We start from the raw sequence: 15768 nt of genomic DNA, 5'->3' as shown, positions 1-15768 counted from the left end.
CCGCGTGCGTGGCGGCCTGGCGGGTGCCGGGCGGGCCGCGTGCGGCGCGGGCGGGAGCAGCGGCGCGGGGCCGGCGCGGTGAGCGGGTACCGATTGGGGCGGGCGGCGCTGTTCCGGATCGGGGACGGTGACGCGGAGGCGGCGCACGAGTGGACGCTGCGGCGGCTCGCGGGCCTGCCGGGGTGGGCGCTGGCGGGGCTCCGCAAGCGGTACGCCGTGCGGGCGCCGGTGCGGGTGTTCGGGGTCGACTTCCCGAACCCGGTCGGGCTGGCCGCCGGCATGGACAAGAACGGCGTCGCGTTGCCCGCGTGGCCGGCGCTCGGCTTCGGATTCGTCGAGGTCGGCACCGTCACCGCGCATCCGCAACCGGGCAACCCGCGCCCCCGCCTCTTCCGGCTGCCCGCCAGCGAGGCCGTGATCAACCGGATGGGCTTCAACAACGACGGCGCGGCGGCACTGGCGGCCCGGCTGGCGCCGGTCGGAGTGCCGCTGGGGATCTCGCTCGGCAAGTCGAAGATCACCCCGCTGGACGAGGCGGTGGCCGACTACGTGACCTCGTACGAGGCGGTGCGCGAGCACGCGGCCTACATCGCGGTCAACGTGTCGTCACCGAATACACCGGGATTGCGCGCCCTCCAGGACCGGGACCACCTCGACGCCCTCCTCGCGGCGCTGGTCGGGGGGCCTCCCGTCCTCGTCAAGATCGCGCCGGACCTCACCGAGCAGGCGATCGCCGAGCTGCTTCAGGTCTGCACCGACCGGGGCGCGGCCGGGGTGATCGCAACCAACACGACGCTGTCCCGAGAAGGGCTGACCGAGGGGGCGCCCCACCGCGACGAGGCGGGTGGGCTGTCGGGGCGCCCGCTCACCGCGAGAGCCCGCGAGGTGGTGTCGTTCGTACACCGCGAGACGGCCGGCGCGCTGCCGGTGATCGGCGTCGGCGGCATCCTGGCCCCGGACGACGCCGCCCGCCTCTTCGACGCGGGCGCCGCCCTGGTCCAGCTCTACACCGGCTTCATATATCGCGGACCGGCGCTGGTGCGCGCGATAGCCCGCGCGGCCGCGGCCAGAGACGTGGTGAGAGCCAGCGCATGAGGGTTCCCGTCGATCAAGGCCCTTTTCATCGATCAAGGGCAAACGCACGTGGAAAAGAGATCAAACCACGTGCATTCGCCCTTGATCGGCGGGGAGAGAGCGGGCGGGGAGAGAGCGGGCGGGGAGAGAGCGGGCGGGGAGAGAGCGGGCGGGGAGAGAGCGGGCGGGGAGAGAGCGGGCGGGGAGAGAGCGGGCGGGGAGAGAGCGGGCGGGGAGAGCGCGGGCGGGGAGAGCGCGGCGGGAGCGTGGGGGTGGGGGAGTGCGGTGACGCCTGAGGAGATCGGGGTGCTCGATCGGGCGCATGTGTGGCATCCCTATGGGCCCATGCCGGGCACTACCGTGCCGCTCGTCGTGGAGGGTGCGTCCGGGGTGCGGCTCAGGCTCGCGGACGGGCGGGAGCTCGTGGACGGGATGTCGTCGTGGTGGGCGGCTATCCACGGGTATCGGCATCCGGTGTTGGACGCGGCGGTCACCGACCAGCTTGGGCGGATGAGTCACGTGATGTTCGGCGGGCTCACACACGAGCCCGCAGTCGCGCTCGCGAAGACGCTCGTCGACGTCACGCCGGCCGGGTTGGAGCACGTGTTTCTCTGCGACTCCGGCTCGGTGAGCGTGGAGGTCGCGGTCAAGATGGCGCTGCAGTACCAGCGCTCGCGCGGCCGGCCCGAGAAGCGCCGCCTCGCCACCTGGCGCGGCGGGTACCACGGGGACACGTTCCACCCGATGAGCGTGTGTGACCCGGACGGTGGCATGCACCACCTGTGGACCGACGTGCTGCCGCGGCAGGTGTTCGCCCCGGTGCCGCCGGACGGGTTCGACTCGCCGGTCGACGACAAGTACCTCAAAACAGTCGAAAGCGCCCTGGCGAGGCGAAAAGACGAGATCGCCGCCGTCATCGTCGAGCCGGTCGTGCAGGGTGCGGGCGGGATGCGGTTCCACAGCCCGGGATACCTGCGGGCGCTGCGTGACCTCACGACCGAGTACGACGTCCTGCTGATCTTCGACGAGATCGCGACCGGCTTCGGGCGTACCGGCGCGTTCTTCGCTGCCGACCACGCCGCGGTGACCCCCGACATCATGTGCGTCGGCAAGGCTCTGACCGGCGGTTACCTCAGCCTGGCCGCGGCCTTGTGCACCGCCGAGGTCGCCGCCGGCATCTCGCGGGGTGAGGTGCCCGTCTTGGCCCACGGCCCGACCTTCATGGGGAACCCGCTCGCCTGTGCCGTCGCGAGCGCCTCCATCGGCCTTCTGAGCGACGGACGGTGGGCCGGCGAGGTGAAGCGCATAGAGGCGGGGCTCCGGGCCGGCCTGGGGCCGCTGGCGGGTGTGCCGGGGGTTCTGGACGTCCGGGTGCTCGGTGCGATCGGGGTGGTGCAGCTGGACCATCCGGTGGACATGGCGGCCGCCACGGCGGCGGCGGTGGCGGAGGGCGTGTGGCTGCGCCCGTTCCGCGACCTGATCTACACGATGCCGCCGTACGTGGCGGACGACGACGATGTCGCGCGTATCGCCCGTGGGGTGGCCGCCGCGACCAGAGAGGGGTGACGGTGGAGAGCTTCGGTGTCCGGCTGCGGCGGGCCATGGACGAGCGAGGGCCGCTGTGCGTGGGGATCGACCCGCACTCGGCACTTCTGGAGAAGTGGGGCCTTCCGGACAGCCCGGACGGGCTCGCCCGGTTCTGCGAGGTGACCGTCGAGGCGTTCGCCGACCGGGTCGCGGTGGTCAAGCCGCAGTCGGCGTTCTTCGAGCGATTCGGCTCGCGGGGGCTCGCCATCCTTGAGTCAACTATCCGACAGTTTAAAAATTTCGGTTGTCTTGTCTTGCTCGACGTGAAGCGTGGAGATATCGGTTCCACGGTCCGCGCGTACGCCGACGCGTACCTGGAACCATCCAGCTCTTTGTATGTCGACGCCGTCACCGCGAGCCCCTACCTGGGAGTAAGTTCGCTGGCTCCGATGTTCGAGAAGGCGGCCGAGCACGGCGCCGGCGTCTTCGTGCTCGCGCTCACCTCGAACCCGGAAGGCGCGTCCGTGCAGCGCGCGGTCGCGGCCGACGGTCGCACCGTCGCGCAGACCGTGATCGATGAGATTTCCCAGCTCAACGGGGGTTTAAAGCCGCTCGGGAGCTTCGGTGTGGTGATCGGTGCGACGGTCGGCAAGACCGGATTGGACATGGAGAAGCTGGGTGGACCGATCCTCGTCCCGGGCCTCGGGGCACAGGGCGGGAGCGCAAATGATCTCCGTGAAATCTTTCCCGAAAATGTTTCGGCCGTGTTGCCGTCCTACTCCCGGGAAGTCCTCGGTAGCGGTCCGGACACCGAACGTTTGCGCACCGCCGTTGACCGGGTACTGGCCGAGTGCCGGGGCGTGCTGGCCAGCGCCGGTGGGTGATGGTGGCGTCACGATTGCGTGATCATGGCGCGCCGACGTTGCCGAAAGCGTCGCTGCCCGCTAGTTTTCCCGGCGCCGGGAATCACATGCCCCTTTGGTTCCGGGCCACACCATGTTTCACAGATGCGGCGGTGGTGCACCGTCGCGATAGGGACCTGAGGAGAACTGGTGCCGCTCCCGTCACTGAGCCCCGAACAGCGCGCAGCCGCGCTGGAAAAGGCTGCGGAGATCCGCAAGGCCCGCGCTGAGCTGAAAGATCAGCTCAAGCAGGGCAAGACCACCCTCGCCGCCGTGCTCGAACGGGCCGAGTCCGATGATGTCGTCGGCAAGCTGAAGGTCTCGGCTGTGCTCCAGGCGCTCCCTGGTATCGGCAAGATCCGGGCTACCCAGATCATGGAGAAGCTCAAGATTGCCGACAGCCGGCGCCTTCGCGGACTCGGCGAACAGCAGCGTAAGGCGTTGCTGGGGGAGTTCGCTTCTAACTGATCCACTGCACCGTGTAGAAACAAGCAGTGAGCATGGAAGACGACGCGCGCCCGGCAGCTCGCCTCACCGTCCTGTCTGGCCCCTCTGGAGTCGGTAAGGACAGCGTGATCGAGCTGATCCGGGCGCGCTCGCCGTGGGTGCGCCTGTCGGTGTCGGTCACCACCCGCAAGATGCGTGACTACGAGGTCGACGGCGTGCACTACTTCTTCGCCGACCGGCCTGAGTTCGAGCGGTTGATCGCCGGCGGCCAGCTGCTGGAGTGGGCCGAGTTCGCCGGCAACCTCTACGGCACGCCACGCGGGCCGGTCGAGGGATGGCTGCGTGAGGGCGAGCCCGTCCTGCTCAAGATCGACCTGCAGGGCGCCCGGCAGGTGCGTGCCGCGATGCCCGACGCGCAGCTGGTGTTCCTCGCGCCGCCGAGCGTCGAGGAGCTCAAGCGCCGGCTGGTCGGCCGCGGCACCGACGACGAGGAGACCATCCGTCGCCGGCTGGCCCACGCCGATGAGGAGCTGGCCGCCGAGCGCGAGTTCGATGTGACGGTGGTCAACGACTACGTCGAGCGTGCCGCTGACGAACTGGTAGGCTTGCTCGGTTCATCCTTTCTGACCCCGCTACGAGCTGACTAAGGACTTCACGTTGGGCTCCGTCGCCAATCCCGAAGGCATCACCAACCCGCCCATCGACGAGCTGCTCGACAAGACCTCGTCCAAGTACGCGCTGGTGATCTTCGCCGCCAAGCGGGCGCGCCAGGTCAACGCCTACTACAGCCAGCTCGGTGAGGGCCTGCTGGAGTACGTCGGCCCGCTGGTCGAGACGACCCCGCAGGAGAAGCCCCTCTCCATCGCGCTTCGCGAGATCAACGCTGGCCTGCTCACGGCCGAGCCCACCGACGCGCCCTGATTTTGTGTCGACGGTCGTTCTCGGTGTAGGTGGCGGCATCGCTGCCTACAAGGCCTGCGAGCTGCTGCGCCTGTTCACCGAGTCCGGCCACCACGTCCGTGTGGTGCCCACGGCGTCCGCGCTGCGGTTCGTGGGCGCCCCGACGTGGGCAGCGCTCTCCGGCCAGCCGGTCGCCGACGACGTGTGGTCGGCGGTCCACGAGGTGCCGCACGTGCGCATCGGCCAGAGCGCCGACCTGGTGGTCGTGGCGCCGGCTACCGCTGACCTGCTCGCCAAGGCCGCGCACGGCCTCGCCGATGACCTGCTGACCAACACGCTGCTCACCGCGCGCTGCCCGGTCGTGTACGCGCCGGCCATGCACACCGAAATGTGGGAGCACCCGGCCACCGCGGCCAACGTCGCCACGCTGCGGGCCCGCGGCGCGATCGTCGTCGAGCCCGCCGTCGGGCGCCTCACCAGCGCTGACTCCGGCAAGGGCCGCCTGCCCGAGCCGTCCGAGATCTTCGCGCTCGCGTCGCGGGTCCTGGCGCGCGGCCTTCTTGAGGCCGATCTCGCCGGCAGGCACGTCGTGGTCACGGCCGGGGGCACGCGCGAGCCGCTCGACCCGGTCCGATTCCTGGGTAACCGTTCCTCGGGCAAGCAGGGGTACGCCTTGGCGCGCGCCGCCGCCGCCCGTGGTGCCCGGGTCACGCTCATCTCCGCCAACGTCAGCCTTCCGGACCCCGCGGGCGTCGACCTGGTGCGCGTCGGCAGCACCGAGGAGCTGCGCAAGGCCACCGTCGAGGCGGCAGGTGAGGCCGACGCGGTCGTCATGGCGGCCGCCCCGGCAGACTTCCGGCCGGCCGAGTACGCGCCCACGAAGATCAAGAAGGCTGACGACGGCGCCGCGCCGGTGCTCGCGCTGGCCACCAACCCCGATATCGCCGCCGAGCTCGGCGAGCGCAAACGCCCCGGCCAGGTGCTCGTGGTCTTCGCCGCCGAGACAGCCGACGGCACCGAAGCGCTGGCCAACGCCCGTGCCAAGCTGGCACGCAAGCGCGCCGACCTGATCGTGCTCAACCAGGTCGGCGTCGACAGGGTCTTCGGCGCCGACGCTAACTCCGTTACTGTGCTGGACGCCGACGGCACGGTGACAGACTTCCCCGAGCAGCCGAAAGACGCCGTCGCCGATGCTCTACTCAGTCTGGTAGTAACCCGGTTAACAAGCTCTGGCTAGACTGCGCCGAACACATAGACGACATGTAAGGAGCACCGTGGCACGCCGCCTGTTCACCTCCGAGTCGGTAACGGAGGGTCACCCGGATAAGATCGCTGACCAGATCAGCGACGGCATTCTCGACGCGCTGCTCACCCAGGACCCGCGCAGTCGGGTCGCGGTAGAGACGCTGATCACCACCGGTCAGGTGCACGTGGCCGGCGAGGTGACCACCAAGGCGTACGCGGACATCCCGTCGATCGTCCGCGAGACGATCCTCGGCATCGGATACGACTCGTCGAAGAAGGGCTTCGACGGGGCGTCCTGCGGCGTGAGCGTGTCGATCGGCTCGCAGTCGCCCGACATCGCGCAGGGCGTCGACAGCGCCATCGAGCTGCGTAGCGGCTCCTCGGAGAGCGCGCTCGACTCGCAGGGCGCCGGCGACCAGGGCATGATGTTCGGCTTCGCGTGCCAGGAGACGCCCGAGCTGATGCCGCTGCCGATCGCGCTCGCGCACCGGCTCGCCCGGCGGCTGTCGGCCGCGCGCAAGGACGGCACGATTCCTTACCTGCGGCCCGACGGTAAGACTCAGGTGACGATCGAGTACGACGGGCTGCGCCCGGTGCGGCTCGACACCGTGGTGGTCTCCAGCCAGCACGCCGCCGACATCTCGCTGGAGTCGCTGCTCACGCCCGACGTGCGCGAGCACGTGATCGCTCCCGAGCTCGAGGGCCTCGGCCTCGACACCGAGGGCTACCGGCTGCTGGTCAACCCGACCGGTCGCTTCGAGATCGGCGGCCCCATGGGTGACGCCGGCCTCACCGGCCGCAAGATCATCGTCGACACCTACGGCGGGTACGCCCGGCACGGCGGTGGCGCCTTCTCGGGCAAGGACCCGTCGAAGGTCGACCGCTCGGCCGCGTACGCGATGCGCTGGGTCGCCAAGAACGTCGTGGCCGCCGGCCTGGCCGAGCGCTGCGAGACCCAGGTGGCGTACGCGATCGGCAAGGCGCACCCGGTGAGCCTGTTCGTCGAGACGTTCGGCACCGAGAACGTGCCGGTCGACCGGATCGAGAAGGCGATCGGCGAGGTCTTCGACCTGCGGCCGGCCGCGATCATCCGCGACCTCGACCTGCTGCGCCCGATCTACCAGCAGACCGCCGCCTACGGCCACTTCGGCCGTGAGCTGCCGGACCTGACCTGGGAGAACACCGACCGCGCCGCAGACCTGAAGTCGGCTGCCGGCGCCTAACGCGCCGCGCGCCGCCCCAGCTCGTCGATCAAGGGCAAACGCACGTGGTTCGATCTCTAAACCACGTGCGTTTGCCCTTGATCGTTGAGAAAGCCCTTGATCGCGGCTTGCGGTTGCGTCCGGCTTGCGGTTGGGCCCGGCCCGTCGTCGGGACACGCCCGGCGTGGCGCCGCGCGCGGGTAGGGGCGCTCGCCCGGCCGGCGGGGCACGGGAGGATAGGCGCGTGGCAGCCAAGACGCGCGAACCCTGCGAGCACCTTCCGGTGGCGCGGGTCTGCGTAGACGTGCCGCTCGCGCACCTCGACCGGCCGTTCGACTATCTCGTGCAGGCCGACCTGGCCGAGACGGCCCAGCCGGGCACGCGGGTGCGGGTCCGCTTCGCGCGCCAGCTCGTCGACGGCTGGGTCTTGGAGCGCGCCGAGGCCTCCGACCACGGCGGCAAGCTTGCGTACCTCGAACGACTGGTCTCACCCGAGGTGGTCCTGACCGCGGAGGTGGCCCGCCTGGCGAGGGCGGTGGCCGACCGCTACGCCGGCAACCTGGCCGACGTCCTTCGCCTGGCCGTCCCGCCACGTCACGCCCGCGTCGAGGCCGCCTCCACCGAGGTCGAGGAGGCACCAGAGCCGGCACCGGCACCCGACACCGCCGGATGGGAGGAGTATCGGGCCAGCGGGTTCCTCCGTGCGCTCGAAGAAGGTGCCGCGCCGCGCGCCGTCTGGTCGGCCATGCCATCCGAAGACTGGGCCGCTCGCATCGCCGAAGCCATCGGAGCCACCGTCAGCGGGGGGCGGGGTGCCGTCGCCGTCGTCGCCGACGCGCGCGATCTCGATCGGCTCGACGCGGCTCTCACGGCCACGCTCGGGCCCGGGCGGCACGTGGCGCTGTCCGCCGCGCTCGGGCCCGCCAAGCGATACCGTGCCTTCCTCGCCGCCAGCCGCGGCCAGGTGCCCGTCGTGGTGGGCACCCGGGCGGCCATGTTCGCCCCGGTCGCCGACATCGGCCTCGTGGCCATCTGGGACGACGGCGACGACCTGCACTCCGAGCCCCGCTCGCCCTACCCGCACGCCCGTGAAGTGCTGCTCACTCGCGCCCAGCTCACCGGTGCCGCCGCCCTGGTGGCCGGATACGCCCGCACCGGTGAGGCACAGCTGCTGGTGGAGACCGGCTGGGCCAAGGAGATCGTGGCGCCCCGCGAGACGCTGCGAGGCCGCGCGCCGCATGTGGTGCCGGCGGGTGACGACGCGCAGCTGGCCCGCGATCCCGCCGCGGCGACCGCCCGGCTGCCCAGCGTCGCTTGGGAGGCCGCCCGGCACGCGCTCAAAGACGACGCGCCGGTGCTCGTGCAGGTGCCCCGGCGCGGTTACCTGCCCTCGGTCGCCTGTGCCGACTGCCGCACGCCGGCACGCTGCGCCCACTGCTCTGGGCCGCTCGCGCTGCGCTCCTCGCAGGCCACGCCGGCCTGCCATTGGTGCGGGCGGGTCGCGGCCGCGTACACCTGCCCGAGCTGTGGTGGACGGCGGCTGCGCGCCGCCGTGATCGGTGCCCGCCGCACCGCCGAAGAACTGGGGCGCGCGTTCCCAGGCGTGCCCGTGCGGACCTCGGGCCGCGAAGAGGTCCTGCGCACCGTGCCCGGCGGCGCGGCGGTCGTCGTGGCCACGCCCGGCGCCGAGCCGCTGGCCGACGGCGGCTTCGGCGCCGTGTTGCTGCTCGATCCGTGGGCCCTGCTCACTCGCGCCGACCTGCGCGCCACCGAGGAGGCGCTGCGGCGCTGGATGAACGCGGCGGCGCTGGCCCGGCCCGGCGGGCGCGTCGTGGTGGCCACCGACGGCGCGTTGCCGGCGGTGCAGGCGTTGTTGCGCTGGGACCCGGCCTGGTACGCGGCCCGCGAGCTGGCCGAGCGGCGCGAGCTGGGCTTCCCGCCCGCATCCCGGATGGCCAGCCTCACCGGGTCACCCGAGGCAGTCGCCGACCTGCTCGCCGCCGCCCATCTGCCGGAGGGCGCGGAGCTGCTCGGCCCGGTGCCGGTGGGCGAGGAGGAGCGGATGCTGGTGCGGGTGCGCCGGGCGCGGGCGGCGGCGCTGGCCCGCGCGCTGCACGAGGCCGCAGGCGTGCGCACCGCCCGTAAGGCGGCCCAGCCGGTGCGCATCCAGGTGGACCCGCTGGATCTGTTCTAGAACGCGTCCGACGAGTCGGAAAACTCCTCGCGTGACACCAGGTCGAGGTTGGTGAACGTCGGCGCGTTCTTGCACAGCTCCGCCATGCGCGTCGCGAACTCGTGGGTCTCGGGCCGGTTGCTGTTGGCCATCGCGACCTCGTACGAGGGAAACTCGGCGATCGTCACGTAGTGGTCCGGGCGCTCGCGGTCGCGACAGACGGTGATCCGGGTCGGGCCTCCGCCACTCGGCTGACCCTCGGCCCGCCACTGTTCGGCCATCCGCCGCATCTCTTCGGCGTGGTCCGTCTCGTACTCGATGAGCTGGATGAACTCCATGGCGTTACCTCCAGTCGAACCCGAGCGGAACGTACCACCGGGCACTGCCCCGGCGGGCCGGTACGAGCACTCCGTAGACTGGTACGTCACCGGATTCCCCCATCAGAAGGAGCCCTGTCCGTGACGGTCCAGCCAATCCGACTGTTCGGAGATCCGGTGTTGCGCACGCCCGCCGAGCCGGTCGTCGACTTCGACGCCGAGCTGCGCAGGCTCGTCGCCGACCTCACTGACACCATGCGTGAGCAGAGCGGCGCGGGTCTCGCCGCGCCGCAGCTTGGGATCGGCCTGCGCGTGTTCACGTTCGACGTCGACGACGTGCTGGGGCACCTGGTCAACCCGGTGCTCGAGTTTCCCGACGAGGAGGAGCAGGACGGCCAGGAGGGCTGCCTGTCCATCCCCGGCCTGTACTTCGACACCAAACGTCGCATGAACGCGATCGCCAAGGGCTTCAACGAGTACGGCGACCCGGTGCAGATCGTCGGCACCGGCATGATGGCCCGCTGCGTGCAGCACGAGACCGACCACCTCGACGGGGTGCTCTTCCTGGACCGGCTCGACGCCGGCCGCCGCAAGGAGGCCATGAAGGCGATCCGGCAGGCCGAGTGGTACGACCCTGCCGCGCCGCCGGCCGTCAAGGTGAGCCCGCACGCCAGCCCCTTCGGTCTGGGTCGGTGACGGCGAGTGCGCCTGGTCTTCGCCGGCACGCCGGCCGTCGCCCTGCCCAGCCTGGATGCGATCGCCGCGTCCGGGCATGAGCTGGTCGCCGTCGTCACCCGCCCCGACGCCCCCGCTGGTCGCGGCCGGCGCCTGGTCCGCTCGCCGGCCGGCGCCTGGGCCGACGAGCGCGGCATCGAGGTGCTGACGCCCGCCCGCCCGCGCGAGCCCGAATTCCTGGCCAGGCTGCGTGACCTCGCGCCCGACTGCGTGCCCGTGGTCGCGTACGGCGCGCTGGTGCCCCCAGCGGCGCTGGGGATCCCCAAGCACGGCTGGGTCAACCTCCACTTCTCGCTGCTGCCCGCGTGGCGCGGCGCGGCACCCGTGCAGCACGCGGTGCTGCACGGCGACGCCATCACCGGCGCCAGCGTCTTCCAGCTGGAGCAGGGGCTCGACACCGGCCCGGTCTACGGGACGCTGACCGACGAGGTGCGCCCCACCGACACGTCCGGTGACCTGCTGGACCGGCTCGCCGCCTCCGGTGCCGGGCTGCTGGTCGCGGTCCTCGACGCGATCGAGGCCGGCACCGCCCGCGCCGAGCCGCAGCCGGCCGATGGGGTGTCGCTGGCGCCGAAGATCACCGTTGAAGACGCCGAGGTGCGGTGGAGCGAGCCGGCGTTCGCGGTCGACCGGCGCATCCGGGCGTGCACGCCGGCGCCGGGCGCGTGGACCACGTTCCGCGGCGACCGGGTCAAGCTCGGGCCGGTCCGCCCGGTCGCGAACGGTCCCGACCTGGAGCCCGGCGACCTGCTCGTCGAACGCCACCAGGTGCTGGTCGGCACGGCCACCACACCGGTGGCGCTGGGCGAGGTGCGCGCGGCGGGCAAGAAGGCGATGTCGGCCACCGACTGGGCCCGTGGCGTCCGCGTCGAAAGCGAGCGCTTCGCGTGAGCGCGGGCTTCTCGGGGCGAGGGCCCGGCGGCCGCGACGGTCGGCCGCAGCGGGGCCGCCCGAGCTTCGTCGACGCGCCACGGCGGGCCGCGTACGAGGCGGTGGCCGCCGTCCACCGCGATGGCGCGTACGCCAACCTGGTACTGCCGGCTGTGCTGCGCGACCTGCGGTTGCGTGGCCGTGACGCCGCCTTCGCGACCGAGCTGACCTACGGCACGCTCCGGCAGGAGGGCACCCTCGACGCGATCGTCGCCGCGGCGTCCGGTCGCGAGGTGGACCGCATCGACCCGCAGGCCCGCGACGCGTTGCGGCTGGGGGCGTACCAGCTGTTGCACACCCGCGTGCCCGCACATGCCGCGGTCTCCGCGACCGTCGACCTGGTCAAGGCGGTCGCGCCCGGCGCGACCGGCTTCGCCAACGCGGTCCTGCGTGAGGTGGCGAGCCGCGACCACGACGCGTGGGTGGCCCAGGTCGCTCCCGGATACGACGACGACCCGGTCGCGCACCTCGCCGTGGCGCACAGCCATCCACAGTGGATCGTGCGGGCCTTCGCCGACGCGCTGGGCGGTGACCTCGACGAGACCGCCCGCGCGCTGATCGAAGACAACGAGCGCCCGCCCGTGCACCTGTGTGCCCGGCCCGGCCGCGCCGACGCCGTCGAGCTGGCCGACGAGGTGGGCGGCGCACCGGGCGCGTTCTCCCCGTACGCGGTGTACCTGCCCGGCGGCGCGCCCGGCGATCTGGAGGCGGTGCTCGACGGCCGCGCGCACGTGCAGGACGAAGGCTCCCAACTGGTCGCGGCGGCCCTCGCCCAGGCCCCGATCGACGGCCAGGACGACCGCTGGCTCGACCTGTGCGCCGGGCCCGGCGGCAAAGCCGGCCTGCTCGGTGCGCTCGCCGCCCAGCGCGGCGCCCACGTGACCGCCGTCGAGATCACCGAGCACCGCGCTCGCCTGGTCGAGCAGGCCACCCGCGGCCTGCCTGTCACGGTCGAACACACTGACGGGCGCACCATGGACGGCACCTTCGACCGGGTACTGGTCGACGCACCCTGCCTCGGGCTCGGCTCGCTGCGACGGCGCCCCGAGTCGCGCTGGCGTCGCCAACCCTCCGACCTGCCGCCGCTGACCCGGCTACAGCGCGAGCTGCTGGGCGCCGCCCTGCGCGTGGTGCGCCCAGGTGGCCTGGTGGCGTACGTGACGTGCTCGCCCCACCTGGTCGAGACCCAGGTGTCGGTCACCGAGTCGGCACGCCGGTCCGGGTACCCGGTCGACCTGGTCGACGCGCGGCCGCTGATGCCGGCCGGCATGCCGGGCCTCGGGTCCGGCCCGACGGTGCAGCTCTGGCCGCACCGCCACGGCACCGACGCGATGTACCTGGCCCTCCTCCAGCGGAGCTGATCACGCCCCGGCGGTGAGGTACGCGCGGAGCATGCGCTTGGCCTCCGACAGCAGGCCCGGGTCGCCGGCTGGGTCGCGGCGGAACGCCTCCTGCACTACGGCGTCCGCCGCGAGCACCGCGGCCTCGCACGTCGCCATCAGGCCCGGGTGCTCCTCGGCGAGGTCGAGGACGAGCAGGATGGGCGAGGCGGCGGCGCGCATCCTGTCGTACGCCCGCGAGCACGGCGCGGTCACGTCGGTCGACATCCTCGCGCCCGGCGACCCAGGGCTGCTGGAATGGATCGCGCCCGCCCTCCCGTACGTGGACTACCTGCTGCCCAACGACGAGCAGGTGCTCGGCTTCACCGGCGCCACCGACCTGGTCGCCGGGGGCCGCGCCCTGCTGGAGCGCGGTGCCCGCTGCGTCGCGGCCACGGCAGGCGCGGAGGGCGCCCTGGTCGTCGACGCCGACGGCGCCACCCGGGTGCCGGCGCACGAGATCGAGGTGGTCGACACGACCGGCTGCGGCGACGCCTTCTCCGCCGGCTTCCTCAAGGGCCTTTCGCTTGGCCGCACGCCGGTCGAGGCGGCCGCCCTCGGCTGCGCGGCCGCCGCCCTGGTCGCCCAGGGCCTGGGGCACCGATCACGGCGACGAAGAGTCCTTCCGCGCCCTCGCGGTCTAGCTCACCTCCGCCGACGCCGGCGTTTCCCTTGTCGATCAAGGGCAAACGCACGTGGTTGGATCTCAGATCCGCGTGCATTTGCCCTTGATCGATGCGAATGCCCTTGATCGACGGCGCCGGTGACCTCCGGGCCTGGCCGCGCGGCGTCACGGGCCGTGCAGCTCAGCGGTTCAGCGCCCGAACCCAACAAGCCATCTCCGTGCGGGCCTACGGCGCCCTGCCAGGTCCCGGTCTCTGCCTACGCGCCGCCTGCCCACGCCGCTTTCCTCGCCGATCAAGGACATCTGCGTCGACCAAGGGCAAATGCATACGGAAAAGAGATCCAACCGCGTGCATTTGCCCTTGATCGACGGCGAGCGGGCGGGCCGACGGCGGGAGGGGCGGGCCGATGGCGCGAGGGGGACGTCGACGGGGAGGGCGGGCGGCGATGGGTGGCCGTCGAGGCTTAGCGGATTGGGAGGCCGGCTGAGCCGGCGGCCTTCACCGACTTCTTGATGTCGCGGTCGCCCCAGAAGAAGCACTTCACGCCGCGGTCGCCGAGTCCCCACTCGAACTGGTTCGGGTAGTAGTAGATCGTGCCAGCGCGATACTTCATGTTGCCGTCGTTGGGCACCTTGGCGTACGACGCCACGACACCCAGGCACCCGCGGTGCGCGCGGTCGTCGTTCTTCACGAAGTCGGCGAACGGTGTCTCCGGCGCCGTCCACACGCCCACGAATTCCGCCCTATGCGCCTGCCCGCAGCCGACCGGCTTCATCACGTCGATGTCGTCGCCCTTCATGACGGGCTGGTAGCAGCCGTACGCCAGCGGCGATCCGGCCTTCAGCGCGCCGCGCAGGCTCGCGGTGCGGCGCACGACGTTGTCGGACTCCAGGTCGGGTGTTTCGGACATGTCGCAGCGGAACCACCGGGCGCCGCCCGCCCAGGCCGCGTTGGAGGGCAACATGATCCCCAGGTAGAGGCGGCCGCTGCGCCATTGGGCGCCCACGTACTCGGTGGCCTTGGCGTCGCATTCGTTGAACGCGGCGCGCGCCGTCGGACTGCTCATGCCGGGTGGCTTGCTGGTGCCGGCGCTCGCCCCGGTGAACTGACCGATGTGCACCGTCTCGCTGGAGTGCGACTGGCCGCAGTCGACCGGGTTGTAGGTCACCAGGTACGCCGTCGAGTCCTCCGAACTGGTCGGGTGGCACACCTCGGCGGCGGGGACGAATATCTTCGGCTCGACCTGTGCGGACCAGTCGTCGACAAGCGAGCCGTCGGTGCCGGCTGGGCCACCGCAACCCGCCGCGAACAGCGCCAACACAACCACCCACGCCCAGCGGCGCATCATGACCTCCCCGTGCCGGGCGAGAATGTCTCACGCCCGGTGCGGCGAGGAGCATACGGCAATTCCGTACACTGGCGCAGTGAGCGCACCACCGCCGGTCGTCGCGCCGAGCATCCTGGCAGCCGATTTCGCCCGCCTCGCCGATGAAGCCCGCGCCGTCGAGGGCGCCGCGGACTGGTTGCACATCGACGTGATGGACAACCACTTCGTCCCGAACCTCACCATCGGCCTGCCGGTGGTGACCAGCCTGCGGGCGGCAACCAACCTGCCGTTCGACGTGCACCTGATGATCGACGATCCGCGGCGCTGGGCGCCCGGATACGCCGACGCCGGGGCATACAACGTCACCTTCCACGCTGAGGCGTCTGACAACCCGGTGTCGCTGGCCAAGGACCTGCGCGCCGCGGGTGCCAAGGCCGGACTGGCGATCGACCGGGACACGCCCGTCGAGCCGTACCTGGAACTGCTGCCGCACTTCGACACCCTGCTGATCATGACGATCAAGGCGGGCTTCGGCGGGCAGAAGTTCATCCCGGCGATGCTCGACAAGGTGGCCGCCGCCCGGCGGCACGTCGACGCCGGCCACCTGGAGCTGCGGATCGAAGTCGACGGCGGGATCGCCGACGACACGATCGCGCAGGCGGCCGAGGCGGGCGCCGACGCGTTCGTGGCCGGCACCGCGGTCTACAGCGCGGAGGACCCGGCCGAGGCGGTACGCCGTTTGAAGGCGTTGGCACGACGACCATGAGCGTCGCCGCCGAACTGGCCGGCGCCAGCCTCCGCTCGCGGGGGTCGCGCGCCCCGAAGCCTCCCTGTAGCCGCCAGTCGCTTCGGTCGCTGCGATGCTGGCCCGCGCTGCGCGCGGGCGGTTCGGGCGCTGGAATCCGCCCTGTAGCCGCCAGTCGCTTCGGTCGCTTCGCTCCCTGCGCTTTGTGGCGGCTGCGGGCGGCGCGCCCTCACGGCTCC

The 15768-nt window shown here is 71.9% G+C and carries 17 protein-coding genes; 14 read left to right on the top strand and 3 right to left on the bottom strand.

Annotation, left to right across the window (positions count from 1 at the left end):
* The first annotated feature begins 78 nt into the window (after nucleotides 1-78).
* The 9 genes from V6V89_RS34090 to V6V89_RS34050 all read left to right on the top strand — a co-directional run bounded on the left by V6V89_RS34090 (nucleotide 79) and on the right by V6V89_RS34050 (nucleotide 9491).
* The gene (locus tag V6V89_RS34090) at nucleotides 79-1095 is read left to right on the top strand and encodes a quinone-dependent dihydroorotate dehydrogenase (protein WP_334623680.1); all 1017 of its coding nucleotides are present in this window, start codon (nucleotides 79-81) and stop codon (nucleotides 1093-1095) included.
* Between the two features lie 264 nt (nucleotides 1096-1359).
* Nucleotides 1360-2640: an adenosylmethionine--8-amino-7-oxononanoate transaminase gene (locus tag V6V89_RS34085; RefSeq protein WP_334623676.1), complete on the top strand. Its 1281-nt coding sequence runs from the start codon at nucleotides 1360-1362 to the stop codon at nucleotides 2638-2640.
* 2 nt (nucleotides 2641-2642) lie between these two features.
* Nucleotides 2643-3485 carry an orotidine-5'-phosphate decarboxylase gene (gene pyrF / locus V6V89_RS34080; RefSeq protein ID WP_334623675.1) on the top strand — a complete coding sequence of 281 codons (843 nt, stop codon included), beginning with the start codon at nucleotides 2643-2645 and terminating at the stop codon, nucleotides 3483-3485.
* Nucleotides 3486-3653: 168 nt separating this feature from the next.
* Entirely contained in the window at nucleotides 3654-3971 is a 318-nt protein-coding gene (mihF, locus tag V6V89_RS34075; protein ID WP_281903394.1) for an integration host factor, actinobacterial type, read from the top strand.
* 32 nt (nucleotides 3972-4003) lie between these two features.
* A complete protein-coding gene (gene gmk, locus V6V89_RS34070) occupies nucleotides 4004-4597 on the top strand; it encodes a guanylate kinase (protein WP_334623673.1) in 594 nt (197 codons plus the stop codon).
* A gap of 10 nt (nucleotides 4598-4607) precedes the next feature.
* Nucleotides 4608-4871 (top strand): DNA-directed RNA polymerase subunit omega, encoded by a 264-nt coding sequence (gene rpoZ, locus V6V89_RS34065; RefSeq protein WP_334623672.1) that lies wholly within the window; start codon nucleotides 4608-4610, stop codon nucleotides 4869-4871.
* Nucleotides 4872-4875: 4 nt separating this feature from the next.
* Nucleotides 4876-6087 (top strand): bifunctional phosphopantothenoylcysteine decarboxylase/phosphopantothenate--cysteine ligase CoaBC, encoded by a 1212-nt coding sequence (gene coaBC, locus V6V89_RS34060; protein ID WP_334623671.1) that lies wholly within the window; start codon nucleotides 4876-4878, stop codon nucleotides 6085-6087.
* Between the two features lie 37 nt (nucleotides 6088-6124).
* Nucleotides 6125-7318, top strand: a complete 1194-nt coding sequence (gene metK, locus V6V89_RS34055) for a methionine adenosyltransferase (protein WP_281903385.1) — start codon at nucleotides 6125-6127, stop codon at nucleotides 7316-7318.
* Nucleotides 7319-7541: 223 nt separating this feature from the next.
* Nucleotides 7542-9491 (top strand): primosomal protein N', encoded by a 1950-nt coding sequence (locus V6V89_RS34050; RefSeq protein ID WP_334623670.1) that lies wholly within the window; start codon nucleotides 7542-7544, stop codon nucleotides 9489-9491.
* On the opposite strand, the gene V6V89_RS34045 is transcribed toward V6V89_RS34050, so the two are convergent.
* Nucleotides 9488-9808, bottom strand: coding sequence for a hypothetical protein (locus V6V89_RS34045; protein WP_334623669.1), 321 nt, complete (start codon nucleotides 9806-9808; stop codon nucleotides 9488-9490). The genes V6V89_RS34050 and V6V89_RS34045 overlap by 4 nt on opposite strands.
* Nucleotides 9809-9928: 120 nt before the next feature.
* Between V6V89_RS34045 and def the strand changes: the two genes are divergently transcribed.
* Genes def through V6V89_RS34030 form a run of 3 tightly spaced genes read left to right on the top strand, consistent with a single transcriptional unit; the run spans nucleotide 9929 to nucleotide 12813 of the window.
* Nucleotides 9929-10483: a peptide deformylase gene (gene def, locus V6V89_RS34040; protein ID WP_334623668.1), complete on the top strand. Its 555-nt coding sequence runs from the start codon at nucleotides 9929-9931 to the stop codon at nucleotides 10481-10483.
* Between the two features lie 6 nt (nucleotides 10484-10489).
* Nucleotides 10490-11413 (top strand): methionyl-tRNA formyltransferase, encoded by a 924-nt coding sequence (gene fmt / locus V6V89_RS34035; RefSeq protein ID WP_334623667.1) that lies wholly within the window; start codon nucleotides 10490-10492, stop codon nucleotides 11411-11413.
* Complete coding sequence (locus tag V6V89_RS34030) at nucleotides 11410-12813, top strand: RsmB/NOP family class I SAM-dependent RNA methyltransferase (protein WP_442935276.1); 1404 nt, start codon at nucleotides 11410-11412, stop codon at nucleotides 12811-12813. The genes fmt and V6V89_RS34030 overlap by 4 nt, the downstream gene beginning before the upstream one ends.
* Here V6V89_RS34030 and V6V89_RS34025 read toward each other — a convergent pair whose 3' ends face one another.
* Entirely contained in the window at nucleotides 12814-13014 is a 201-nt protein-coding gene (locus V6V89_RS34025; protein WP_334623666.1) for a hypothetical protein, read from the bottom strand. It lies immediately after the preceding gene.
* Here V6V89_RS34025 and V6V89_RS34020 point away from each other — a divergent pair.
* Nucleotides 12992-13582 carry a carbohydrate kinase family protein gene (locus tag V6V89_RS34020; protein ID WP_334623665.1) on the top strand — a complete coding sequence of 197 codons (591 nt, stop codon included), beginning with the start codon at nucleotides 12992-12994 and terminating at the stop codon, nucleotides 13580-13582. The two genes, V6V89_RS34025 and V6V89_RS34020, sit on opposite strands and share 23 nt — an antisense overlap.
* A gap of 338 nt (nucleotides 13583-13920) precedes the next feature.
* On the opposite strand, the gene V6V89_RS34015 is transcribed toward V6V89_RS34020, so the two are convergent.
* Complete coding sequence (locus V6V89_RS34015; protein ID WP_334623664.1) at nucleotides 13921-14802, bottom strand: septum formation family protein; 882 nt, start codon at nucleotides 14800-14802, stop codon at nucleotides 13921-13923.
* A 79-nt stretch (nucleotides 14803-14881) separates the two neighbouring features.
* Here V6V89_RS34015 and rpe point away from each other — a divergent pair, with 79 nt between their 5' ends.
* A complete protein-coding gene (rpe, locus tag V6V89_RS34010) occupies nucleotides 14882-15550 on the top strand; it encodes a ribulose-phosphate 3-epimerase (RefSeq protein WP_334623663.1) in 669 nt (222 codons plus the stop codon).
* Nucleotides 15551-15768 lie beyond the last annotated feature (218 nt).

The organism is Micromonospora sp. CPCC 206061 (assembly GCF_036906915.1).
GTDB lineage: Bacteria > Actinomycetota > Actinomycetes > Mycobacteriales > Micromonosporaceae > Phytohabitans.
The sequence above is the reverse complement of the archived record's forward strand: the minus strand, read 5'-3'. Positions and strand labels throughout refer to the sequence as shown.